Raw genomic sequence first — 20,237 nt, forward strand, 5'->3', positions numbered from 1 at the left:
CGCCGGCTCGCGCACTAGCGTTTGCCTGCAGGGATCGATCACATCCCTCGAGCGCCAACAGCCGACCGACTGCGAGGTGCGAGATGGCTGAGGAGCCGACCGAATCAGGCGACGACGGTGCAGCAGGCGAAGAACAGCACCAGGTTCCCTACGAAGAGATCATCTGGCTGTCCACGCTGAGGGCCGCAGACCGCATGGGCATCACCACCCGCACGCTGTACCGCTTCATCGACCGGGGTGACCTGCCGGCGTACCGGTTCGGGCGTGTCATCCGGTTGCGACTGAGCGATGTGGACACATTCATCGAGGAATGCAGGGTCGAGCCGGGGAGCCTCGAGCATCTCTATCCCGAAGCCCGCCCAGACGATCCCGACGAAGAAGCCGGGTAGGTCGACGGCGCTTGAACGACGAGGGCACTTCACCCGCTGACGCCGGCGCGCCAGGGGGCCTGTGGAGCACCGTCAGCCCGGGCTTCGGCGCGTACCCCGATTGGCGCGCCGCCGCGAATCGGCGGCACTGGCCCGGGGGCCTCGCCCTGCTGTTCGTTCTCGGGCTTGGCGGCGCGCTCGCGTTGCTCGCGGTGTCCCAGCTTGCGGCGAGAACCGGCTATGAGCACACACTGCCGAACGAACTGCTCGAACTGCCCGTCGTCAGGCAATTCCTTGTCGTCGCGCTGCAGGCCCCCGTGGTCGAGGAGCTTGTTTTCCGGCTGTCGCTGACCGCCCGCCTGCACCTAGGAGCGCTCGCGATCGGCGGGGCACTCGGACTCCTGTTCTTTACGGGAGGCGACGGTCCTGTCATGGTCGTCACAGCCCTCTTCGCTCTCATCGTGTTGCTGTCAGGTGCCCTGTGGATCCAATCGCTCGTCGCCGGGGTGGCGCGGCCCGAAGCCGGCGCCGAGTCCGGGGCGGGGCTCTCGACATGGCGCGACCGCGTTGCTCGATGGTGGGCGGCCCACCCGCGCTGGCCGGTGTGGTGCTCGATCGCCGCGTTCGGCATCGTGCACCTTGCCAACTACGACGTGACCTGGTCCTTCGCGACGGTTGTCGTGGCACCCCTGGTGGTGAGCCCACAGATCTGGTTGGGGCTCATGTTCACCATCGCGCGGGTGCGGTACGGCTGGTGGGCGGGCCTGGTGCTGCATGCATTCCACAACCTCGCGATCTGGAGCGTGACCAGCGCCGTTAGCTGAACGGAAAACCCCAAGGCCACCGCGCGGCTCATCGGTACCCTTGCAGCCCGAGCGGGATTCCGGCATCAGTGAGCTTGCAGATCTTCGACACGATGACGCGGCGCAAGACCGCCTTCGTCCCGCGAACGCCGGGCGCGATCTCGATGTACGTCTGCGGACCGACGGTGTATGACGTGCCCCACCTCGGCCACGGCCGCACTGCGCTGACCTACGACGTCATCCGGCGCTACCTGGAGTGGTCTGGATATGAGGTGACGGTGGCATCGAACGTCACCGACATCGACGACAAGATCGTGGAGCGCGCCCGGCGCGATCAGCGCTCCGAGGCCGATGTCGCTGCCGAGTTCACAGCCGCATACGACGAGCAGATGGATCGGCTCGGCGTGCTGCCGCCTCACACGCGACCCCATGCCACGCACTTCATCTCGCAGATGATCGACGTGATCGCTGAGCTGCTCTCGCTCGGTGCCGCGTACGCCGTGCCGGGCAAGGGCGTGTACTTCGCAGTCGACGCTGCACCCGGATACGGCGCGTTGGCGGGCCGGAGCTTGGAACAGCTCAACGCAGATGCCGGTGCTCGGGTTGACGTCGACCCCGACAAGCGCTCGCCGCTGGATTTCGCGCTCTGGAAGGCCGCTCAGCCGGGCGAGCCGTGCTGGGAAACGCCGTGGGGGGAGGGCCGGCCCGGCTGGCACACCGAGTGCGTGGCGATGTCGCTCAGCGCGCTCGGGCCCGGCTTCGACATCCACGGCGGGGGAGACGACCTGATCTTTCCCCACCACCAGAACGAGTGCGCCCAGGTGACCGCCATGGGCGAAGCGTTTGCCCGCTACTGGGTGCACAGCGCCATGGTGAACGTCGGCAGCCAGAAGATGGCCAAGTCGTTGGGCAACTACACGCAGCTCGCCGACGCGATCGACGCAGTCGGCCCCCGCGCTGTGCGCTTGCTGGTGCTGCAGACCCACTACCGGCGCACCATGGAGATGGGGTCCGACTCGCTTGAAGCGGCCCGCAGCGCTGTCGGCCGGCTCGATGCCTTCGCCCGCCGGCTCGCCGCTGCGGGCATCCTCGCAGGCACCGACGCTGCAGTGCGGCGGCCTGACATCGAACGCGGGACGGTTCCCGACGTGGATGTCGAAGCCGTGGTGGCGTTCGCAGCGGCCATGGACGACGATTTCTCCACGCCCACAGCGCTCGACGTGATCTTCCGCCTTGTGCGCCGGGCGAATGCCTCACTCGACGGAGCAGCGCCGGCCGAGGCTTCCCGATCGGCGCGCACGGCACTGCACCTGCTCGGTGTGGTGGGGCTCACCTGCGGTGATGACGGCGGCGAAGATCATCGCGACGACGGGCTCGCCGATGCCGAGGTGGACGCACTGCTGGCACAGCGGGCCGCGGCGCGATCAGCTCGCGACTTCGACACCGCCGACCGCATCCGGGACGATCTGACCGCAGCAGGCATCGTCGTCTCCGACGGACCCGCGGGCGCTACCTGGCACCGCGCATGATCAGCCGGCTGCGGTTCGCTTCAGCCAGTCGTCGATGAGCCAGCCGGCGATTGACATCCCGCCGCGCGGGCACGGGGGCAGGCTGTCTGCGGTGTACCAGCCGGCTTCGACGATCTCTTCGGGGTCAATCTCGATCTCGCCGGCTAGCCATTCGCAGGTAAAGCCGCACATCAGCGAGTGTGGGAACGGCCACGGCTGGCTTCCGAAATAGCGGACGTTGCCAACCGTGATCTGGACTTCCTCGTAGACCTCCCGGGCCACGGCGTCCTCGAGGCTCTCACCGGGTTCGACAAAGCCGGCGAGGGCGCTGTAGAAGCGGCCGGGGAACTGCCGGCCCCAGGCGAGCAACACCTCGGGGCCGCGTTCGACGAGAACGATCATCGCGGGGCTGAGCCTCGGAAACGCCATGTGACCGCAGTTGCTGCAGACTCTCGCCCGATCTGATGCGTTGGTGTTCGTTGGGTTTCCGCAGCGTCCGCAATAGCGATGGGTTCGCTCGAACTCCACGATCTGTGCGGCGCGGCCAGCGATCTGCCAGTGCTCGTCGGGAATGCGGCCATAGAGCTTGCGCAGCGGCACGGGCTCCAGATCGCCCTCGTCCAGCGACGGCCCCTCGGCGGGATCCATGTCGACAGCCCAGACGCCGAGACCGTCGAGCACGCCGAGGAATGAGGCTGGCGGCGAACCGTCCCCGACGGGTGCCGTGGAGCTTGCGCACAGGCCGCTGCCCGGCTCAGTGAAGACCGTGCCTGAGCGGACGGGTATCCACACCCGCGATGTGTCGTCGAGGTCGTCAGGCGGCTGGGTCAGAACCGTGAACACTGGTCAAGTTGACCACACGGCGCCCACAGGCGCTGTGCTTGACGGTCCGGCGGCTAGAGCCGCCGCTGTCTTTGATCGTCCGCCGCTACAGGCGGCGGATCACCGTCACGACTTTGCCGTAGATGGTGACTTCGTCGGCGGGGCGGATGATCGGACTGTGGCTTTGATTTGCCGGTTCGAGGACGACGTTGTCGCCTTCGCGCCGGTAGCGCTTGACGGTGCCTTCGCCGCCATCGATGCCAGCGACGACGATGTCGCCGACTTCCGCTTCGGGCTGGTGGCGCGCCACCACGTAGTCGCGATCCCAGATGCCGACATCGATCATCGAATCGCCCCGCACTCGCAGCATGAAGAGCTCGCCGCTGCCCGTGAAGTCGGCTGGCAGCGGCAGCAGTTCCTCGACGTTCTGCTGAGCGAGCACGTCGGTGCCTGCCGCGACCTCTCCGATGAGCGCCACGTGACGGGCCGGTCGCCGCTCGCCTTTCACTCCTGTCTGCCAGTCGCAGTTGATGATGAGCGCCCTGGGCCGCGATGGGTCGCGCCGGATCCATCCGTCGGCTTCGAGCGTTCGCAGGTGGCGGTGCACGGTCGCAGGCGAGTTGAGGTTGACCTCGTTGCCGATCTCGCGCACGGACGGGGGGTAGCCGCGCTCGCGCTGCATCACGTCGATGAACTCGAGCATGGCGCGCTGGCGCTCATTGAGATGTGCTACCCGCTGGTCTGCGGCGCTGATTGTTGGCATGGTGAACCTCTCAGGTCGATCTCAGCATTCCCGGCATCTGTTGCCGTCCTGCCCTGGTGATCCCGTCGATGGAAGGAACTCTCGTTCCGGCCAGTACACTAACAACAAATGTTCCAAACAGCGCGCATTTGTTCGAATCGTCAGCTTCTCGAGCGCACCCAGCGCACGAAGAGCACATCATCGTGGGCGATCACCTGCTCTAGAGCGAATGCGCGGGGCGGAGCTGCCGGCGAACCCCCGATAGGCGCGGAGGCGATACGTGGGGCGTCGGTTCCTACAGCCAGCGGCGCGTGTGTCAAGTTCACCTCGTCCACGAGGTCGGCCGCCAGCAGACTGGCGTTGAGCGCCGGTCCTCCCTCGCAGAGCACGACGCGAGCTCCGAGCGATTCCAGGTGCCTCAAGGACGCATGCAGATCCACCGATTCGGCGCCCGCGCGTACAAGCTCCGCGCGGTCTGCTAGCCGCTCTGCGGCGTCGCAGTCTGCGCCGACGGTAGTCACCACCAGTGGCAACGGTGCTGACGGTGGATCCGGCGGCTGGCTGAACAGCGGCAAATCTGGGTCAACGCTGAGCGATCCGCTGACCACGGCAATGCGGGCCCCAGATCGCCGCGCCGGGCGGTATCGCTCGGCGTTTGCCGTGCGCGCACCGACCAGGATCGTGTCGGCCTGGGCGCGCAGCGCCCCAAACATCGTCTTGTCAGATTCGCTCGAGAGTCCCCCCGACAAGCCGTCGATCGCTGCGGCACCGTCAATGCTCGCAATCATGTTGAGCATCACCCAAGGACGATCGGCGTGCGGTGCGCGCTGCCGACCGGCGGCGTGCGCAGCGTTGATGGGCTCGGCGGGCAGCGGGTACAGCCGGTGCACGCGGCGAGTCTGCCACCCGTTGCCCCCAGCGAGCGTTGCCGTCGGCGATTATCCACAGCATCCGGCAGTTGTGCACAGGCAAGTCCCCATGAAGGCCTGTTCGTTGCCCCTTTCGTTCCACAGGGGAGCGGTCGTAGCGTGCGCCTGTCGCCGGCGGCGGCAAGGCTCGCAGGCGCGTCCCAGCGGGTCGACTGCGGTTTGCGACACTGGTGCAGGAGGTCAGCGGTAAGTGGCGATGACCGAGGAGCAGCGGGTGCGGGACGAGGGCTCCGAGCACCGGTCTGCTGGCGCGCCGTTGCGCCTGCAGCGGCATTTCACCGCTGACGGCGCTCATCCCTATGACACCGCGCGGTGGGAGCGCTTCGATGCGTCCATCACGAACGCGGTCGACGGGTCCGTTGCGTTCGCGCAGCCCGACGTCGAATTCCCCGCCGATTGGAGCCCCACGGCGGTCAACATCGTTGCTCAGAAGTACTTCCGCGGCCCCCTCGGCACGCCGGAGCGGGAGCAATCGCTGCGCCAAGTCATCGACCGCGTTGCGGGCACCATCACCCGGTGGGCGGCCAGCGACGGCTATTTCGCATCGCCGGACGAGGAAGCGACATTCTCCGCAGAGCTGGCCTGGCTGCTGATTCACCAGCGGGTGGCCTTCAACAGCCCGGTCTGGTTCAACATCGGCGTGAAGGATGTGCCCCAGCAGGCGTCGGCCTGCTTCATCCTTGCTGTCGACGACGAGATGGAATCGATCCTTGACTGGTACGTCACCGAGGGCCGGATCTTCAAGGGCGGCTCGGGCGCCGGAGTGAACCTGTCCACGCTGCGGGCATCGTGCGAGCTGCTGTCGGGCGGCGGCACGGCGAGCGGTCCGGTCAGCTTCATGCGTGGCGCCGACGCGTCGGCGGGCACGATCCGCAGCGGCGGCAAGACCCGGCGCGCCGCCAAGATGGTGCTGCTCGATGCCGATCATCCCGATGTCGAGGCCTTCGTGTGGTGCAAGGCACGGGAGGAGCGCAAGGCACGCGCCTTGGCGGCCGCCGGATTCGACATGGATGTCGACGGCGCCGACTCGTTCTCGGTGCAGTACCAGAATGCGAACAACTCGGTCCGGCTGTCCGACGAGTTCATGGAGGCGGTCGCGGCCGACGGCATTTGGAAGCTGCGGGCTCGCACGACCGGCGAGGTCACCACCGTCATGCGTGCACGGGATCTCCTCGGCCAGATTGCCCAAGCGGCCTGGGAATGCGCCGACCCTGGCGTGCAATTCTCCACCACCATCAACAGCTGGCACACGGCGCCCGCCCACGGCCCGATCAGCGCCAGCAACCCATGCAGTGAGTACGTCCACCTCGACAACTCGGCCTGCAACCTGGCGAGCGTGAACCTGCTGCCCTTTTTTGGGGACCATGCCGCCGGTCGTGATTTCGATATCGAGGGCTTCCGCCAGGCGGTGCGCATCACGTTCATCGCCCAGGACGTGCTGGTCAGCCACGCCGACTACCCGACGGAGCTGATCGGCGAGACATCACGGCGCTTCCGCCAGCTCGGGCTGGGCTTCACGAATCTGGGGGCGCTGCTGATGGCAGCGGGCGTTCCCTACGACTCTCCGCAGGCGAGGGCGCTCGCTGCATCGCTCACCGCGCTCATGTGCGGGGAGGCGTACGCCACGTCAACCGACCTGGCCGAACGGCTCGGGGCCTTCGATGGCTTCGGCGCGAACGCGGATGCGATGCACGGCGTTCTGGGCCGGCATAGCGACTTGCTGGACAGCATCGAAATGTGCCCAGACCCGGCCGGCGCCGTTGGGGGAATGGCGGTGCTGACCGACGACCTGCGTGCCGCTGCGCGTGCTCGCTGGCGCCATGCCATCTCGGGCTGCGAGTCTCATGGCGTTCGCAACTCTCAGGCCACGGTGATCGCCCCCACCGGAACGATCTCGTTCATGATGGACTGCGACACCACCGGGATCGAGCCCGATCTGGGCTTGGTGAAGCACAAGAAGCTGGTGGGCGGTGGCGATCTGCGCATCGTGAACTCGACGGTGCCTGTCGCCCTCAACCGGCTCGGCTACTCGCTCTCGGAGATCGCCGACATTGAGGCGCACATCCTCGCGACGGGCCACATCGCCGGCGCGCCGCACCTGGCGGATGCTCACCGGGCGGTATTCGCCTGCTCGATCGGCAGCGATGCCATCTCGCCGCAGGGCCACGTTGCGATGATGGCCGCCTGCCAGCCGTTCGTCTCGGGTGCGATCTCCAAGACCGTCAACCTGCCCGAGTCGGCATCCGCCGGCGACATCGAGGACCTCATCGTCGAATCGTGGCGGCTGGGGCTCAAGGCGGTGGCGATCTATCGCGATAACTGCAAGGTGAGCCAGCCCTTGTCGGTTGGGCCGGCGACGTCGTCGGCTGGTGCACCGGCCATGGACGCATCGGTCGAGGGGGTTGCGGCCTCCGCTGCCGTGCTGGGGGGAGCCGTGGTGCCGCCGCGCAACCGGCTGCCGCGCAGCCGCCGGTCACGCACGTTCTCGTTCCGGGTAACCGACTGCCACGGCTACATGACCGTCGGCGAGTACGACGACGGCCGGCCCGGCGAGATCTTCCTCACTGTGGCGAAGCAGGGTTCCACGCTGGCCGGGATCATGGACGCATTCGCCATCTCGGTCAGCCACGGCTTGCAGTACGGGGTGCCGCTGCGTTCCTACGTGGAGGCCTTCACCAACATGCGGTTCGAGCCTGCCGGGCTCACCGACGACCCAGAGCTCCGGATCGCCACCAGCATCGTCGACTACATCTTCCGCCGGCTGGCGCTCGAATACCTGTCGTTGGAAGAGCGCACAGAGCTTGGCGTGCTCAGCGTCGACGAGCGCACCGATCCGCCGTTGCCTGGGCTCGAGAGCGCATCGGTCGAGAGCGCGATCGGTGCCGAGCCCGCGCCAGATCCGCCGTCGCACCGCTCTGCGGTGTACGGGTACGCCGATGCGCCGCTGTGCATGACCTGCGGCGATCGGATGGTGCGCGCCGGCTCGTGCTTCGCCTGCCGCTCCTGCGGCGCAACCAGCGGCTGCGGCTGACGGTCGAGCTGGCGAGAGGCAGTCAGGCGCCTCGCTCGAGCGGGCAGCACCCCGGTGCGCAGCTGTCCGGGCGCGGCCCCAGCAGGCCGACCGCGGGCCGGTCGGCCCGCAGGCCTGCCGTCTCCTCCACGAGATCCACCAGTGCCTCCACGAACAATGGATGCGTGCCGACGGACCGAGCACGCACCATGGTGATGCCGGCGCGGGCGGCGGTGGCGCGCGCCTTGGTGTCGAGGTCGGCAAGCACTTCCATGTGGTCGGAGACGAAGCCGAGCGGCACGACAAGGGCGGTGCGGCAACCCGTCGAGCCGAGCTGGGCGAGACGGTCGCTGACGTCAGGTTCCAGCCAGGGCACGTGCGGCGGGCCGCTGCGCGACTGGTAGACGACCTCGATGTCACCGGTCAGTCCTGCCATGCCGGCGACGGCTTCGGCGGCGTCGCTGAGCTGTGCCTCGTAGTCGCACGACGCGGCCATCCGGTTCGGCACGCTGTGGGCCGTAAACAGGGTGCGCACATCGCTGGGCAGGCGAGCGCCGTCGAGTGCCTCCCGGATGCGCTCAGCGAGGGCGCCTGCGAATCCGGGGTGATTGCCATAGACGCGCACCCGCGAGAGGCGTGGCGCTCCGGGCACCTCGTCGGCAGCTCGTGCAAGGTCTTCGTGGTATTGGCGGCAGCCCGAATAGGAGCTGAATGCGGAGGTCACGATCACTGCCGCGTGGCGGCGGCCATCGCCGGCCATCTGACCGACGGTGTCACGCAGGAACGGGTGCCAGTTGCGATTGCCCCAGTAGCACGCCAATGGCGTACCCCGGCGAGCAAGTTCGCTCGACAGCGCCGCCAGCAATGAGCGATTCTGCTCGTTGATCGGGCTCACGCCGCCATGACGCAGGTACTGCTGGGAGACCTGAGCGAGCCGCTCTGCTGGAACGTCGCGTCCCCGAGTGACGTTCTGCAAGAACGGCATCACGTCGTCAGGACCTTCCGGCCCCCCGAACGACTGCAGCAGCACGGAGTCGATCGACTCGGGTCCGAGGGCTGCCTGGGCCGGTGCAGCCCGGAAGGACTGAACCGTCACCGGCCCGCGCTGTGCCGGCGTCGTGGCACGGGCGGCAGCCTCACCGGCGCCGACGGTGGCGAGGGGCACAGCGCGCGCACGCCCCGCAGCAACCAGCAGCGGCACCGACGACAACGCCACGGCCATCGCCACCACGATCGTGAATCGGTAGCCCACATCGTCGATCAGCAGCCCGGCCAACGGAGGTCCTGCGAGGCCGCCGATGCCCGCAGCGGTATACAGCGCGCCCAGCACGCCGCCGAGCCCGGCCAGCCCGAAGAGCTCCGCGGCGACGGCGGGAGACAGAGCGATGAATCCGCCGTAGCTGCTGCCCATCACCAGCGAGTAGATCACCAGCAGCGTGTAGTTGTCGCCGGCAAACAGCCAGATCAGGTAGCTGAACCCCATGACGGTGAACGAGATCTGGTACAGCCGCATGAGCGGCAGCACGGTGCCGAGTGCTCCGAGCGCCAGCCGTCCGAGCAGCGAGGCCAGCCCGATGATGCCGATGAGCCACTCACCGCCTGGCTTGCCCAGGTCTTCGAGGTAGTCCTTGATGAAGATGATCGGGACGAACAAGCTGGAACTCAGCAGCATCATCGACAGGTACAGCAGCGTGAAGCGCCGATTGTGCAGGAGCCGTCGGACTGAGGGCATCTCGCTCTGCGGTGCCTCCAGGGGTGGGCGCCGCGCGGCGAAGAGGGCCATCAGCAGCAGGCCCGTTGCCGCCACCGCGAGCACCTGATACGTGTCGCGCCAGCCGTAGCGTGCAATGAGCCATTGCGCTGTCGGCGCCCCCACGAACTGGCCGAGACCGATCCCCGCAACAGCCACGCCCAGTGCCGCGGCGCGATGCCGCTCGAACCACCCGCTCACAGCGGACACCATCGGCACATACGCGCACGCCACGGCGATTCCCACGCCCAGTGAGTACGTGGTGATCGCGAGCCAGAGCTCTTGGGCCAGACTGGTCGCCCACAACCCGGCACCGAGAGCCGCAGCGCCTGCGAGCAAGACACGACGGGGTCCGTAGCGATCGCCGAGCTGACCGGTGAGCACGCCGAGCACGAAGAATACGAAGGTCGGGATCGCGAAGAGCAGCGCGGCCAGGCCCGTCCCGATGCCGAACTCGATCCGGATGGAGTCGAGCACCACGCCGAAGCTGTACGAGACAGCGAACACGGCGAATGTCGCCAGTGCGGCCGACAGCGCGACGGCCCATCCGGCAGCGGAGTCCAGCCTCTGGCCTTCGACGGTTGGGCTCATCGCGCCGCTCCCGGCGGCTGGGAAGAAGTCCTGGCCATGGTGGGTTGGGGCTGCCCTTCCGCGCACGCATGCACCGCCAGTGCGGTCTCGGCGCGAGTGGGCACACTACTGCCGTACCGTTGCACCAGCAGGAGCCGACCCCACACGTGACCCAGAGCAGCGAGATGTTGACCCACACCGCCAACGTTCATGCCATCGGCGGCCGTGCCGTCAACGAACTGGTCGCCAGCGGTTCTGCCGCGGGCAGTCCCGACGTCATCGAGCGCCCCGAGACCCGTACGACCGAGGGCGATCACGACCGTTTCTCTCACTACGTCAACAAAACGGCGCTGACTCGCTCGGCCGTCAGCGGCGAAGCGGTCGTGGCGCTGTGCGGCAAGAAGTGGGTGCCGACGCGAGACGGCGAGCGCTACCCGGTGTGCCCGGCCTGCAAGGAGATCTATGCCGGCCTGCGTTCGTGACGCAAGAAATTGGACAATGGCAGATCGCGGGACGCGACTAGCCTTGCGACCATCGTGACCGAACCAACCGTCGGCAAGTCTGGTTGCCGTCTGCGCGCCGTCGACTCATGAGCGCTGCGCTGACGACTTACTGCGCCGGAGCCCAGTGACCGACACACAGGTCCGGATACACGTGCCGGGCAATCACCTCATGGTCGGGGTGCTGGGACATCGCGACGAGCACTTGCGGCTGGTGGCGGACCACTTCGCAGATGCCGACATTCATGTGCGCGGCAACGAGATCACCGTGGCGGGCCCCAGCGCAGCGCTCGTCGGGCAGGTCTTCGAGGAGATGGTGCACGTGCTCGAGGCCGGCCAGCGCATCGAACCCGAGACGCTCGACCGCGTCATCGACATGGTCGAGGCCGACGAGAGCCCGAGCGATGTGCTGTCCGCTCCGATCGTGCGTGCGCCCAACGGCAGGGTGGTACGGGCGAAGAGCGCCGGTCAGAAGCGCTACGTGGAGATGATCCGCTCCAACATCGTGACTTTCGCTGTCGGGCCGGCCGGCACCGGCAAGACATGGCTTGCGGTGGCGCTTGCCGTCGATGCACTGATGTCGAAGGCCGTGCGGCGCATCGTGCTCACCCGTCCGGCAGTGGAGGCGGGCGAACGGCTGGGCTTCCTGCCTGGGGATCTGATGGCCAAGATCGATCCGTACCTGGCCCCGCTGTATGACTCGCTGTACGACATGCTCGATGTGGAGACCGCCGCCAAACTGCTCGAGCGCAAGACGATCGACGTGGCGCCGCTGGCATTCATGCGCGGCCGCACGCTGAACGACAGCTTCATCATCCTCGACGAGGCGCAGAACACCACACCCGAGCAGATGAAGATGTTCCTGACCCGCATCGGCTTCGGCTCCAAGGTGGTCGTGACCGGCGACCGCACGCAGATCGACGTGCCCGGCGGCAAGAGCGGGCTGATCGACGTGGAACAGGCGCTGGACGGCATTGGGGGGCTTGCGTTCGCTCGCCTCGGCAGGCGGGATATCACCCGGCATCGCATTGTCGGCGACATCGTGGCGGCATATGACCGGCGTGACGCGAAACGCAACGGCAGCGAGTGAACGAGTGGCTGGTGGCTGCACCGGCACCGACGGCGTGCTGATCGCAGATCGTCAGAACGACGTGCAGATCGATACCCGGCGCTACCGCGTGCTGGTGCGGCAGCTGCTGGAGGCCGAAGGTGTGCCGCCGGGCACCGAAACCGCTGTGACGTTCGTGGGCCGCGACGAGATGGCCGCGCTGAATGAAGCTCACATGGGTCATGCCGGGCCGACCGACGTGCTTGCCTTCCCGCTGGATCTTGTGCCGGGCCCGCGGACGCCGGCCGAGGCCAGCATTCGGCTGGCCGGCGACATCGTCGTGTGCCCGGCGGTCGCTGCAGTGAACGCGGAGGCAGGCAAGGGGTCTCGCCCGGGTCACGACGGCAGCGTCACCGCGGAAATCGATTTGCTCGTCGTGCACGGCGTGCTGCACTTGCTCGGCATGGATCACGCGGAGCCCGCCGGAGCCGCTGCCATGCGCGCCCGCGAGACTGAGCACTTGCGCAGCTTGTGGAGCCGTTCATGAACTGGGTGCTGGGCGCTGTCGCAGCGGCGATCCTGCTCGCGGCGGCCATGTTCCTGCGACTGGTCGAGGCGACATTCGTGCGTCTGGGCCGAGCCCGCGCTTCAGGCTTGGATGAATCCAACGGAAACAGCGAGCGTCACAACGGCGACCGCGACAATGGGCACCTGAGCGCCCCGCCGAAGGCCTCGCTGGAAGAGCTCGTGGAGGACCGCGAGGTGGTGCTGGGTCCGGTCTCGCTGCTGCGCGTGCTGGCCCAGGTGACGCTGGTGGGTGGTGTCACCTGGGTTGTCGCGAGCCGAACGGGCGCAGCGGGCATCGTGGCCGCCATTGCCGTGACGGCCGTCGTGCTGTTCAGCGTGACCGAGGCGATGCCCCGGCGCTGGGGGGTCGAGGCCAACGACCGCATGGCGCGAGTGCTCGCTCCAGTTGCTCGGGTGCTGAGTCGCACCGGACCGCTCGCTTGGGTGGCTCGGCTGCTGGCATTCCCCGCGAGAGCGGTGGGTCCTGCGGCGACACAGGGCGACAGCGGCGAGGTCACCGAAGACGAGCTGGTGGCACTGGCATCGGCTGCGGCGCAGGCCAGCCTGATCGAGGACAGCGAGGCCGAGCTGATCGGCCAGATCATGGAGCTCGGCGACACCATCGTGCGGGAGGTGATGGTGCCTCGCCCGGACATGGTCACCGCGAGCCTCGATGACAGCGTCGCTGATGCGCTGGAGAAAGTCATCGCCTCGGGCTTCACACGCCTGCCGGTGACCGCAGCCAGCGTCGACGACCTCCGAGGAATCGTGCTGGCGAAAGATCTCGTTGCGGCCTACCTGCACGGCCCCGCAATGGAGCGGCCAGGCTCGGACGGCGTGGCAACGTGTGCACAGGTGCTGCGGCCGGCCACCTTCGTGCCGGAGACCAAGCGAGTCAGCGACCTGATGCGCGAGATGCAGGAGTCCAAGTCTCACCTGGCTATCGCCGTGGACGAGTACGGGGGCGTGGCAGGGCTGGTCACCCTCGAGGACATCATCGAAGAACTCGTCGGGGAGATCGCCGACGAGTACGACGCCGACGAGGCGCTCGTCCGGGAAGTGGACGACGGCGCGTTTATGTTCTCGGGGCGGCTGCCCGCGTCACGGCTAGCCGAGGTGCTGGAGCTTCGACTGCCCGAGGGCGACTGGGACACGGTCGGCGGCTTGGTGCTCGACCGCATGGGCCACGTGCCCGAGACGGGCGAGACCACGGAACTCGACGGCTGGTGCCTGTCTGCACTTGAGGTGGAAGGCCGGCGCATCAACCTCGTCGGCGCCCGGCGAGGTGCCGATCCGGCGGGTTCCGGCTAGGCCCGGAGCGGGCGGTGCGCTCAGGCTTTGTGACCCTCGTGGGGCGCCCGAATGCAGGCAAGTCCACGCTGCTGAACTGCCTGGTGGGCAGCAAGATCAGCATCACCTCCGCCAGGCCCCAGACCACTCGGCTGCGTGTCATGGGCGTGCGGCACCTACCCGACGCGCAGATCGTCTTCGTCGACACGCCCGGCATCGCCAAGCCGGTCACGCCGCTGGGGGAGCGGCTCAACGAGACCGCCCGCACCGCCGTCGCCGAGCTGGAGCCGGTGGACGCGATCTGCATGGTGCTCGACGCCACAGCGCCGCTGGGCCGCGGCGACCGGCTCATCTGGGAGTCACTGCCGCCGGGCATCTCCACGGTGGTCGCAGTCACGAAGTGCGACCGGGCATCGAGGGCCCAAGTGCTGGACCAGCTGTCCGCCGCGGCGAAGTTCGACGCCGATGCGTACTTCCCCGTGTCGGGAGTGAGCGGCGAAGGCACGGATGCCCTGATCAACCACTTGGCGGCCGGACTGGGCGAGGGTCCTGCGTACTTTCCACCCGAGAGCATCACCGATCTGCCCGACGCGTGGCGCATCTCCGAGGCGGTGCGTGAGCAGTTGCTGGCGCGGCTGGGTGACGAACTTCCCTACAGCATCGCGGTCCGTGTCACCGAGTGGGAGCCCGACCGCATCCGTTGCGACATTGCCGTGGAGCGGCCCTCGCAGAAGGGCATCGTGATCGGCAAGGACGGGCGGATGCTGCGAGAGGTAGGCACCGCGGCACGCCGCGAGCTGGGCCTCGACGGTGTCTATCTGGAGCTGCGGGTTCGTGTGGAGCCGGACTGGCAGCGCACCCCCGACGCGGTCGCGCGCATGCTCGCTCCCGAGGCCCCCACGGAGCCTCACCACTGACAACCAGCACACCTCAGGTGGCGTGCTGGTTGCGGATGGAGCAGAGGAACTCGATTGCTTCGGCCTGATCGACGCTGCGGCGCATGGGCGGCAGCGGATCGAGCAGGCGCGACCGGTAACCGGCAGTGGCGAGCCGCGAGTCGAGCACCGCCACCACCCCGCGATCAGCCGTGGTGCGGATCAGCCGGCCCACTCCCTGGGCCAGCATGTCTGCCGCATTCGGCACGTCGACAGTCATGAAGGCATCGTTGCCTGCCGCCTCGCGTCGGGCTGCCGCGAGCGGCTCGTTGGGCCGGGTGAACGGGAGACGGTCAATCGCCAGCAGCGACAGGGCCGGCCCGGCCACGTCCACGCCCTGCCAGAAGCTCATCGTGCCGCACACCACCGTGGCGGGATCGTCACCGAGCGCGTCGAGCAGAGCGGCGTTCGACAGCTCGCCTCCCTGGCGCAACACCCGGATGTCACTGAGATGTTCAGCGAGCGCATCAGCGGTGTCATTGAGTGCGCGCCAGCTTGTGAACAGCGCCAGCGTGCGCCCGCCGACTGCGGCGACGAGCTCTGCCAGCTCGTCGACGGCTGCTGCCCGGTACGCATCTCTGGTGGGGGCGGGCAGGTGGCGGGCGCAGTACAGCAGCGCATTCGCCCGGTAGTCGAACGGGCTGTCCACTGCGAGATACGCGTGGTCGGCTGTGGGCACGCCGAGTCGGCCGGCGAAGTGCGGGCCGAGCGTAGCGCTGGTGAGCACGCACGCTTGGCGGCCCCACAGCCGGCTTGCGAGCAGGTCTCCCACGTCGAGCGGTGCCAAGCGCAGCCGGCCGCGACCTTCCACCAGGATGACCGTTCCCTGCGGGGGGTCCAGCGCGGCGCGCAGCGCAGTGAGCGACTCCGCTGCGATCCGCCCGACGCGCAGCCGTTCCAGATCGGCTGCGTCGTCGCCACCGGCCGACCGCAGTTCGGCGGCGAGATCGGCGACGCGACTGTCGGCGACTTCGAGCAGGCTGGCCAAGTCGCCGGTGATGGCTCCCAAGCGTGTATCGCGCAATGGTCCGAGTTCGTCGGCCAGGCGGTTCGACACATCGGCGACCGCATCAGCAGCCGTTCCCGCAGCGCCCACTGCCCGCGCTTCGGTGGCCAGCCGCGTGAAGCCAGCCGGCGTGATCTCCAGTCCGGCCACTTGGGTGACGACCGGCTCGAGCTGGTGGGCCTCGTCGAACACGACGGCGTCGTGCGGCCCGAATAGGTAGCCGTCGCCGAACAGGTCGATGCAGTAGAGGTGCTGGTTGGTCACCACGATCCCGGCCCGCGCCGAGCGGGCCCGGGCTTCTTCGGCGAAACAGCGGTGGCCCTCGGGGCAACGCTCGGCGCCGATGCACTCGGTGCTGGTCACCGACACCGATGACCAGACGCGCGCGTCGGGCGCGGTCGCCAGCTCCGAACGGTCGCCGGTGCGCGTTCGGGGCACCCACTCCTGGATCTCGGACAGCTGCCGCTGCCGGGCCAGCTCGGCATGCGTGGCCGGGCCGTCACCCAGGTCGAACTGCTGCTGGGCGTGCTCGTCGAAGCGGTGACGGCAGAGGTAGTTGTTGCGCCCCTTGAGCACTTCCCACCGGACAGGGCGCCCGAGCCGCTCGGCCATCCCCGCGGCCACGAGCGGCAGGTCCTTGCCGACGAGCTGGTCCTGCAGCGCCAGGGTCGCGGTGGCGATCACGACTCGCTTGCCCGCCGCCGCAGCGAGTGCAGCAGGTATCAGGTAGGCGAGCGACTTGCCCACGCCGGTGCCGGCCTGGCACAGCAGCGTGCCCCCGCCTGCCATCGCGTCATGCACTGCGGCTGCCATCTCGGCTTGGCCGTCTCGCTGCTCGCCGCCGCCGGGAAGTCCTGCGATCACCTCGACGAGTGCCGCAGCGGCGTCGTCGACGCCGGTGGCAGGGGCAAGGTCCCATGGCTCGTCGGACATCTGCCTCCATTCTGGACGGCGGGCGCAACGATCTGCGGCGGCGAGGGTTCTACCCTGCGCAGTGTGAACCGAGGTGCGGGAATCGATGTGTCGCGCCTGCCGACTCACGTGGCCTGCGTGATGGACGGCAACGGACGCTGGGCCCAGGCGCGCGGGCTGCCGCGGACCGAAGGTCATGCTGCCGGCGAGGAGGCCCTGATCGACACCGTCGAGGGCGCGGCCGAGATAGGTCTGCAGTGGCTCACCGTGTACGCGTTCAGCACAGAGAACTGGCGTCGCCCGCCGTCAGAGGTGCGTTTCCTCATGGGCTTCAACGAGTCATTGCTGGTGCGGCGCAGTCATGAGCTGCACGAGCAGAACGTGCGGATCCGCTTCGTCGGGCGGCCCGATGCCCGCATCCCGCGCCGGGTGCGGGCCCGCATCGACGAGGCCGTCGAGCTGACGGCGGCCAACACGGGCCTCACGTTCACGGTGGCGTTCAACTACGGCGGCAGGGCCGAGATCGTCGACGCTGCCGCCGGCTTGGTGCGCTCGGGTGTCCCCGCAGACGAGGTCGACGAGGCAGCGCTCGCCAAGCATCTCTACGACGCCGAGATGCCCGAGGTCGACCTCATGATCCGGACCTCTGGCGAGAACCGGCTGTCGAACTTCCTGCTGTGGCAGATGGCCTACAGCGAGCTGGTGTTCACCGACACGCTCTGGCCCGACTTCCGCCGGAGGGATCTGTTCGACGCCATCTGCATCTACCAGGCCCGTGACCGGCGTTTCGGCGGCCTGAACCGCTGAGGCCGCGCGCCACCAAGCTGCGCAGCAGTCACGGCGGCGCCCGCCGGCTCGAACGAATCTGGCACAGCGAATCCGACAGAGCGAAGGGGAAGTCCCCGCAAATGCAGTACCGGGACCGGGGGGTGGTGCTGCGCACCACCAAGCTCGGCGAGGCCGATCGGATCATCACGATCATCACCTCCGGGCACGGCAAGGTGCGCGCGGTGGCGAAGGGGGCGAGGCGTACTCGAAGCAGACTGGCCGGCCACGTCGAGCCGCTGCGGCATGTCGATCTGCAGCTCTACCGGGGACGCGGCGAGCTCGACATCGTGACGGGAGCGCTGACACTCGACCGCTGGCCGGCGCTGCGCTCGGATCTCGACCGGCTGGGCACGGCCATGACGCTCGCCGAGGCAGTGGATCAGTCGGTGCACGACCGGGGCGACGACCCCGTGCCGTACCAGATGCTCATCGGAGCGCTGGGCCGCCTGGACAGGGTCCATTCCGAGATACTGCTGCCCGCATTCCTGCTGCGATTGCTGGCACACGAGGGGACCGCGCCGATGCTCGGCGGGTGCGTGGTAGGCACCGACTGCAACGATGCGCCGATCGTGGCGTTCGACCCCGCCAGCGGCGGTGTGACCTGCGCCACCCACCGCCGAGGCCGCTCCCTGTCTGCCGAAGCGCTTGAGATGCTGCGCTCGATCATCGACGGGCGGGTGAATGCCGTGCTCGACATCGAGCCGTCCTCCCACACGCATGAGGCCGCGGCGGCCGTCACCCGCATGTGGGAGTACCACATGGACCGGCGCCTCCGAAGCGCCGACCTGCTCGGCTGAGCGACCGGTCAGCGCCGGTCCCGGATGGCACCGCCGGCGCCTCCGAAGCGCCGACCTGCTCAGCTAGCGGAAGAGGCGGGGGCGGCTGTCGGGGTTCTCGACGCTCTCGTGGAGCCGCTTGAAGCGCTTCTCCGCCCTTGTGTCGGCGGTCGAGCGCCACCACCTGCGGCCCTTCCAGAAGGCACCGGCGAACGCCAGCAGCGCCAGCCCCACCTGGGTGCGGGCCAAGCCGCCGCACAGCGGATGCTGGCTCTCGGGCGGCACATAGTCCTGCCCGGTGGCGAGTTCCTCCGCTCGGGCAACAGCGACTGCCGCCCGCACCTCGTCAAGGTCCACGTCGGGCGGGGCAAGACTCAGCAGCGGCATCGAGCAGGTCCATTGCACGTCATCTGCTCGGAGATCCTCATATGGCCCGTTCAACACCGGCAGGGGCAAGAACAGCACCATCATTCCGAGGAATGCACACAGGAAGACCACGGTGGTGTCGCGCAACCGCATAGCAGCGATCCTAATGAGCGGCGCGCGGCCGGTGAAGCTCCGCCCTTCGTTCCGGCGCCCCCGTGGACCCTCAGTACCCTTGCCGCCCGTGACGAGTACCGCCGGCGCCGAACCCGAGCAGCCGGGCCCTGATCCCGCGCTGTTCGACAAGATTGTCAATCTCTGCAAGCGCCGTGGCATCGTCTTCGGCTCCGCCGAGATCTATGGCGGCTTTCGCAGCGCGTACGACTACGGCCCGATCGGGGCGCAGCTCCTGCGCAATGTGAAGGACGCCTGGTGGCGCTCGATGGTGCAGATGCGCAGCGACGTGGTGGGTCTCGACGCGTCGATCCTGGGCCCGCCCCAGATATGGGAGGCATCGGGCCACCTCAAGAACTTCACCGACCCGCTGGTGGACTGCACCTATTGCAAGACCCGCCACCGCCAAGACCAGCTCGACGACCCGGACGTGTGCCCGAACTGCGGCCGGCGCGGCACGTTCACCGAGGCGCGGGCGTTCAACCTCATGTTCCGCACCCAGGCTGGGCCGGTGGAAGGCGCGGGCGCCGAGGTGTACCTGCGGCCCGAGACCGCCCAGGGCATGTTCGTCAACTTCAAGAACATCCTGGAGACCAGCCGCAAGCGGCCGCCGTTCGGCATCGCCCAGGTGGGCAAGTCGTTCCGCAACGAGATCACGCCGGGCAACTTCGTGTTCCGCACCCGTGAGTTCGAGCAGATGGAACTCGAGTTCTTCGTGCCGCCCGCCGACGCGCCGCAGTGGTACGAGTACTGGCTGGCCGAGCGGCTCCAGTGGTATGCCGACTTGGGAATCCCCGCCCACCAGCTGCGCCTGCGGGCCCATGAGGCCGACGAGCTCAGCCACTACTCCAGCGGCACTAGCGATGTCGAGTACCTGTTCCCGTGGGGCTGGGGCGAACTCGAGGGCATCGCCAACCGTGGCGATTACGACCTGCGCCAGCACGCCGAGCACTCGGGCCAGAAGCTGGAGTACTTCGACCAGGCCAGCGGCGAGCGGTACGTGCCGCACGTGATCGAGCCGGCTGCCGGGCCGCTGTGCGTCACCGTCGATTTCGAATCCGTCGACGACCGATGCGTGACCGTGCGAGACCGCGACACGATGGCTCAGGACCGGGTGCCGATCGACGCGCTGGTAGACCATCTCACCGGCCGCTTGGATCTCTGAGCGCCATGGCGGACGCTGAGACCGGACTGAGCGCTCGCCAGCAGCAGGCCGTGGCCGATCTCAGCTTCGACGAGCTGACAGCGGCCCTGCACCCGACATTTGCGGGCGATGCCGGTGCGGTGCTGACGACCGGCCTGGCGGCGTCGCCGGGAGCTGCCTCGGGGCTGGTGG

Annotated in this window: 18 protein-coding genes; 12 read left to right on the forward strand and 6 right to left on the reverse strand. The window is 68.2% G+C overall.

What is annotated here, in order from left to right; genetic code table 11:
• The first annotated feature begins 83 nt into the window (after positions 1–83).
• From VI480_RS08605 to cysS, 3 genes are all read left to right on the forward strand, one after another.
• Positions 84–389 (forward strand): helix-turn-helix domain-containing protein, encoded by a 306-nt coding sequence (locus VI480_RS08605; protein WP_323672419.1) that lies wholly within the window; start codon positions 84–86, stop codon positions 387–389.
• Positions 390–400: 11 nt separating this feature from the next.
• A complete protein-coding gene (locus tag VI480_RS08610; protein WP_323672420.1) occupies positions 401–1,192 on the forward strand; it encodes a hypothetical protein in 792 nt (263 codons plus the stop codon).
• Positions 1,193–1,260: 68 nt separating this feature from the next.
• Positions 1,261–2,700, forward strand: coding sequence for a cysteine--tRNA ligase (gene cysS / locus VI480_RS08615; protein ID WP_323672421.1), 1,440 nt, complete (start codon positions 1,261–1,263; stop codon positions 2,698–2,700).
• Here cysS and nudC read toward each other — a convergent pair whose 3' ends face one another.
• The 3 genes from nudC to VI480_RS08630 all read right to left on the reverse strand — a co-directional run bounded on the left by nudC (position 2,701) and on the right by VI480_RS08630 (position 5,133).
• Complete coding sequence (nudC, locus tag VI480_RS08620) at positions 2,701–3,522, reverse strand: NAD(+) diphosphatase (RefSeq protein WP_323672422.1); 822 nt, start codon at positions 3,520–3,522, stop codon at positions 2,701–2,703. It abuts the gene before it with no gap.
• Positions 3,523–3,607: 85 nt separating this feature from the next.
• Positions 3,608–4,264, reverse strand: a complete 657-nt coding sequence (lexA, locus tag VI480_RS08625) for a transcriptional repressor LexA (RefSeq protein WP_323672423.1) — start codon at positions 4,262–4,264, stop codon at positions 3,608–3,610.
• Between the two features lie 140 nt (positions 4,265–4,404).
• On the reverse strand, positions 4,405–5,133 hold the full coding sequence (locus VI480_RS08630; RefSeq protein WP_323672424.1) for a dihydrofolate reductase family protein: 729 nt from the start codon (positions 5,131–5,133) through the stop codon (positions 4,405–4,407).
• Between the two features lie 235 nt (positions 5,134–5,368).
• Between VI480_RS08630 and VI480_RS08635 the strand changes: the two genes are divergently transcribed.
• Positions 5,369–8,203 carry a vitamin B12-dependent ribonucleotide reductase gene (locus VI480_RS08635; RefSeq protein WP_323672436.1) on the forward strand — a complete coding sequence of 945 codons (2,835 nt, stop codon included), beginning with the start codon at positions 5,369–5,371 and terminating at the stop codon, positions 8,201–8,203.
• 22 nt (positions 8,204–8,225) lie between these two features.
• On the opposite strand, the gene hemH is transcribed toward VI480_RS08635, so the two are convergent.
• Positions 8,226–10,523 (reverse strand): ferrochelatase, encoded by a 2,298-nt coding sequence (gene hemH, locus VI480_RS08640; protein ID WP_323672425.1) that lies wholly within the window; start codon positions 10,521–10,523, stop codon positions 8,226–8,228.
• A 146-nt stretch (positions 10,524–10,669) separates the two neighbouring features.
• Between hemH and VI480_RS08645 the strand changes: the two genes are divergently transcribed.
• The 5 genes from VI480_RS08645 (at position 10,670) to era (ending at position 14,824) form a co-directional block, all read left to right on the forward strand.
• Positions 10,670–10,984, forward strand: coding sequence for a DUF3039 domain-containing protein (locus tag VI480_RS08645; protein ID WP_323672426.1), 315 nt, complete (start codon positions 10,670–10,672; stop codon positions 10,982–10,984).
• A gap of 145 nt (positions 10,985–11,129) precedes the next feature.
• The gene (locus VI480_RS08650) at positions 11,130–12,092 is read left to right on the forward strand and encodes a PhoH family protein (RefSeq protein WP_323672427.1); all 963 of its coding nucleotides are present in this window, start codon (positions 11,130–11,132) and stop codon (positions 12,090–12,092) included.
• 4 nt (positions 12,093–12,096) lie between these two features.
• Positions 12,097–12,597 (forward strand): rRNA maturation RNase YbeY, encoded by a 501-nt coding sequence (ybeY, locus tag VI480_RS08655; protein ID WP_323672428.1) that lies wholly within the window; start codon positions 12,097–12,099, stop codon positions 12,595–12,597.
• Positions 12,594–13,928, forward strand: a complete 1,335-nt coding sequence (locus VI480_RS08660) for a hemolysin family protein (RefSeq protein WP_323672429.1) — start codon at positions 12,594–12,596, stop codon at positions 13,926–13,928. Before ybeY ends, VI480_RS08660 begins: the two co-directional genes overlap by 4 nt.
• 14 nt (positions 13,929–13,942) lie before the next feature.
• Complete coding sequence (gene era / locus VI480_RS08665) at positions 13,943–14,824, forward strand: GTPase Era (RefSeq protein WP_323672430.1); 882 nt, start codon at positions 13,943–13,945, stop codon at positions 14,822–14,824.
• A 13-nt stretch (positions 14,825–14,837) separates the two neighbouring features.
• On the opposite strand, the gene VI480_RS08670 is transcribed toward era, so the two are convergent.
• The gene (locus VI480_RS08670) at positions 14,838–16,781 is read right to left on the reverse strand and encodes an ATP-dependent DNA helicase (RefSeq protein WP_323672431.1); all 1,944 of its coding nucleotides are present in this window, start codon (positions 16,779–16,781) and stop codon (positions 14,838–14,840) included.
• Between the two features lie 63 nt (positions 16,782–16,844).
• Between VI480_RS08670 and uppS the strand changes: the two genes are divergently transcribed.
• Both uppS and recO read left to right on the forward strand, forming a co-directional pair.
• Entirely contained in the window at positions 16,845–17,567 is a 723-nt protein-coding gene (gene uppS, locus VI480_RS08675; protein WP_323672432.1) for a polyprenyl diphosphate synthase, read from the forward strand.
• Between the two features lie 101 nt (positions 17,568–17,668).
• Positions 17,669–18,385, forward strand: coding sequence for a DNA repair protein RecO (recO, locus tag VI480_RS08680; RefSeq protein ID WP_323672433.1), 717 nt, complete (start codon positions 17,669–17,671; stop codon positions 18,383–18,385).
• Between the two features lie 63 nt (positions 18,386–18,448).
• Here recO and VI480_RS08685 read toward each other — a convergent pair whose 3' ends face one another.
• Entirely contained in the window at positions 18,449–18,883 is a 435-nt protein-coding gene (locus tag VI480_RS08685) for a hypothetical protein (RefSeq protein WP_323672434.1), read from the reverse strand.
• A gap of 88 nt (positions 18,884–18,971) precedes the next feature.
• Here VI480_RS08685 and glyS point away from each other — a divergent pair, with 88 nt between their 5' ends.
• Positions 18,972–20,066 (forward strand): glycine--tRNA ligase, encoded by a 1,095-nt coding sequence (gene glyS / locus VI480_RS08690; RefSeq protein ID WP_323672435.1) that lies wholly within the window; start codon positions 18,972–18,974, stop codon positions 20,064–20,066.
• Positions 20,067–20,237 lie beyond the last annotated feature (171 nt).

The organism is Candidatus Poriferisodalis multihospitum (assembly GCF_028283155.1).
Taxonomy (GTDB): Bacteria; Actinomycetota; Acidimicrobiia; order Acidimicrobiales; family Poriferisodalaceae; genus Poriferisodalis; species Poriferisodalis multihospitum.

Bases quoted from the DNA above. Each gene is read 5' to 3' on its own strand.
- VI480_RS08605 (WP_323672419.1), top strand. From the start codon at position 84: ATGGCTGAGGAGCCGACCGAATCAGGCGACGACGGTGCAGCAGGCGAA.
- lexA (WP_323672423.1), bottom strand. From the start codon at position 4,264: ATGCCAACAATCAGCGCCGCAGACCAGCGGGTAGCACATCTCAATGAG.
- VI480_RS08635 (WP_323672436.1), top strand. From the start codon at position 5,369: ATGACCGAGGAGCAGCGGGTGCGGGACGAGGGCTCCGAGCACCGGTCT.
- hemH (WP_323672425.1), bottom strand. From the start codon at position 10,523: ATGAGCCCAACCGTCGAAGGCCAGAGGCTGGACTCCGCTGCCGGATGG.
- VI480_RS08660 (WP_323672429.1), top strand. From the start codon at position 12,594: ATGAACTGGGTGCTGGGCGCTGTCGCAGCGGCGATCCTGCTCGCGGCG.
- VI480_RS08670 (WP_323672431.1), bottom strand. From the start codon at position 16,781: ATGTCCGACGAGCCATGGGACCTTGCCCCTGCCACCGGCGTCGACGAC.
- recO (WP_323672433.1), top strand. From the start codon at position 17,669: ATGCAGTACCGGGACCGGGGGGTGGTGCTGCGCACCACCAAGCTCGGC.
- VI480_RS08685 (WP_323672434.1), bottom strand. From the start codon at position 18,883: ATGCGGTTGCGCGACACCACCGTGGTCTTCCTGTGTGCATTCCTCGGA.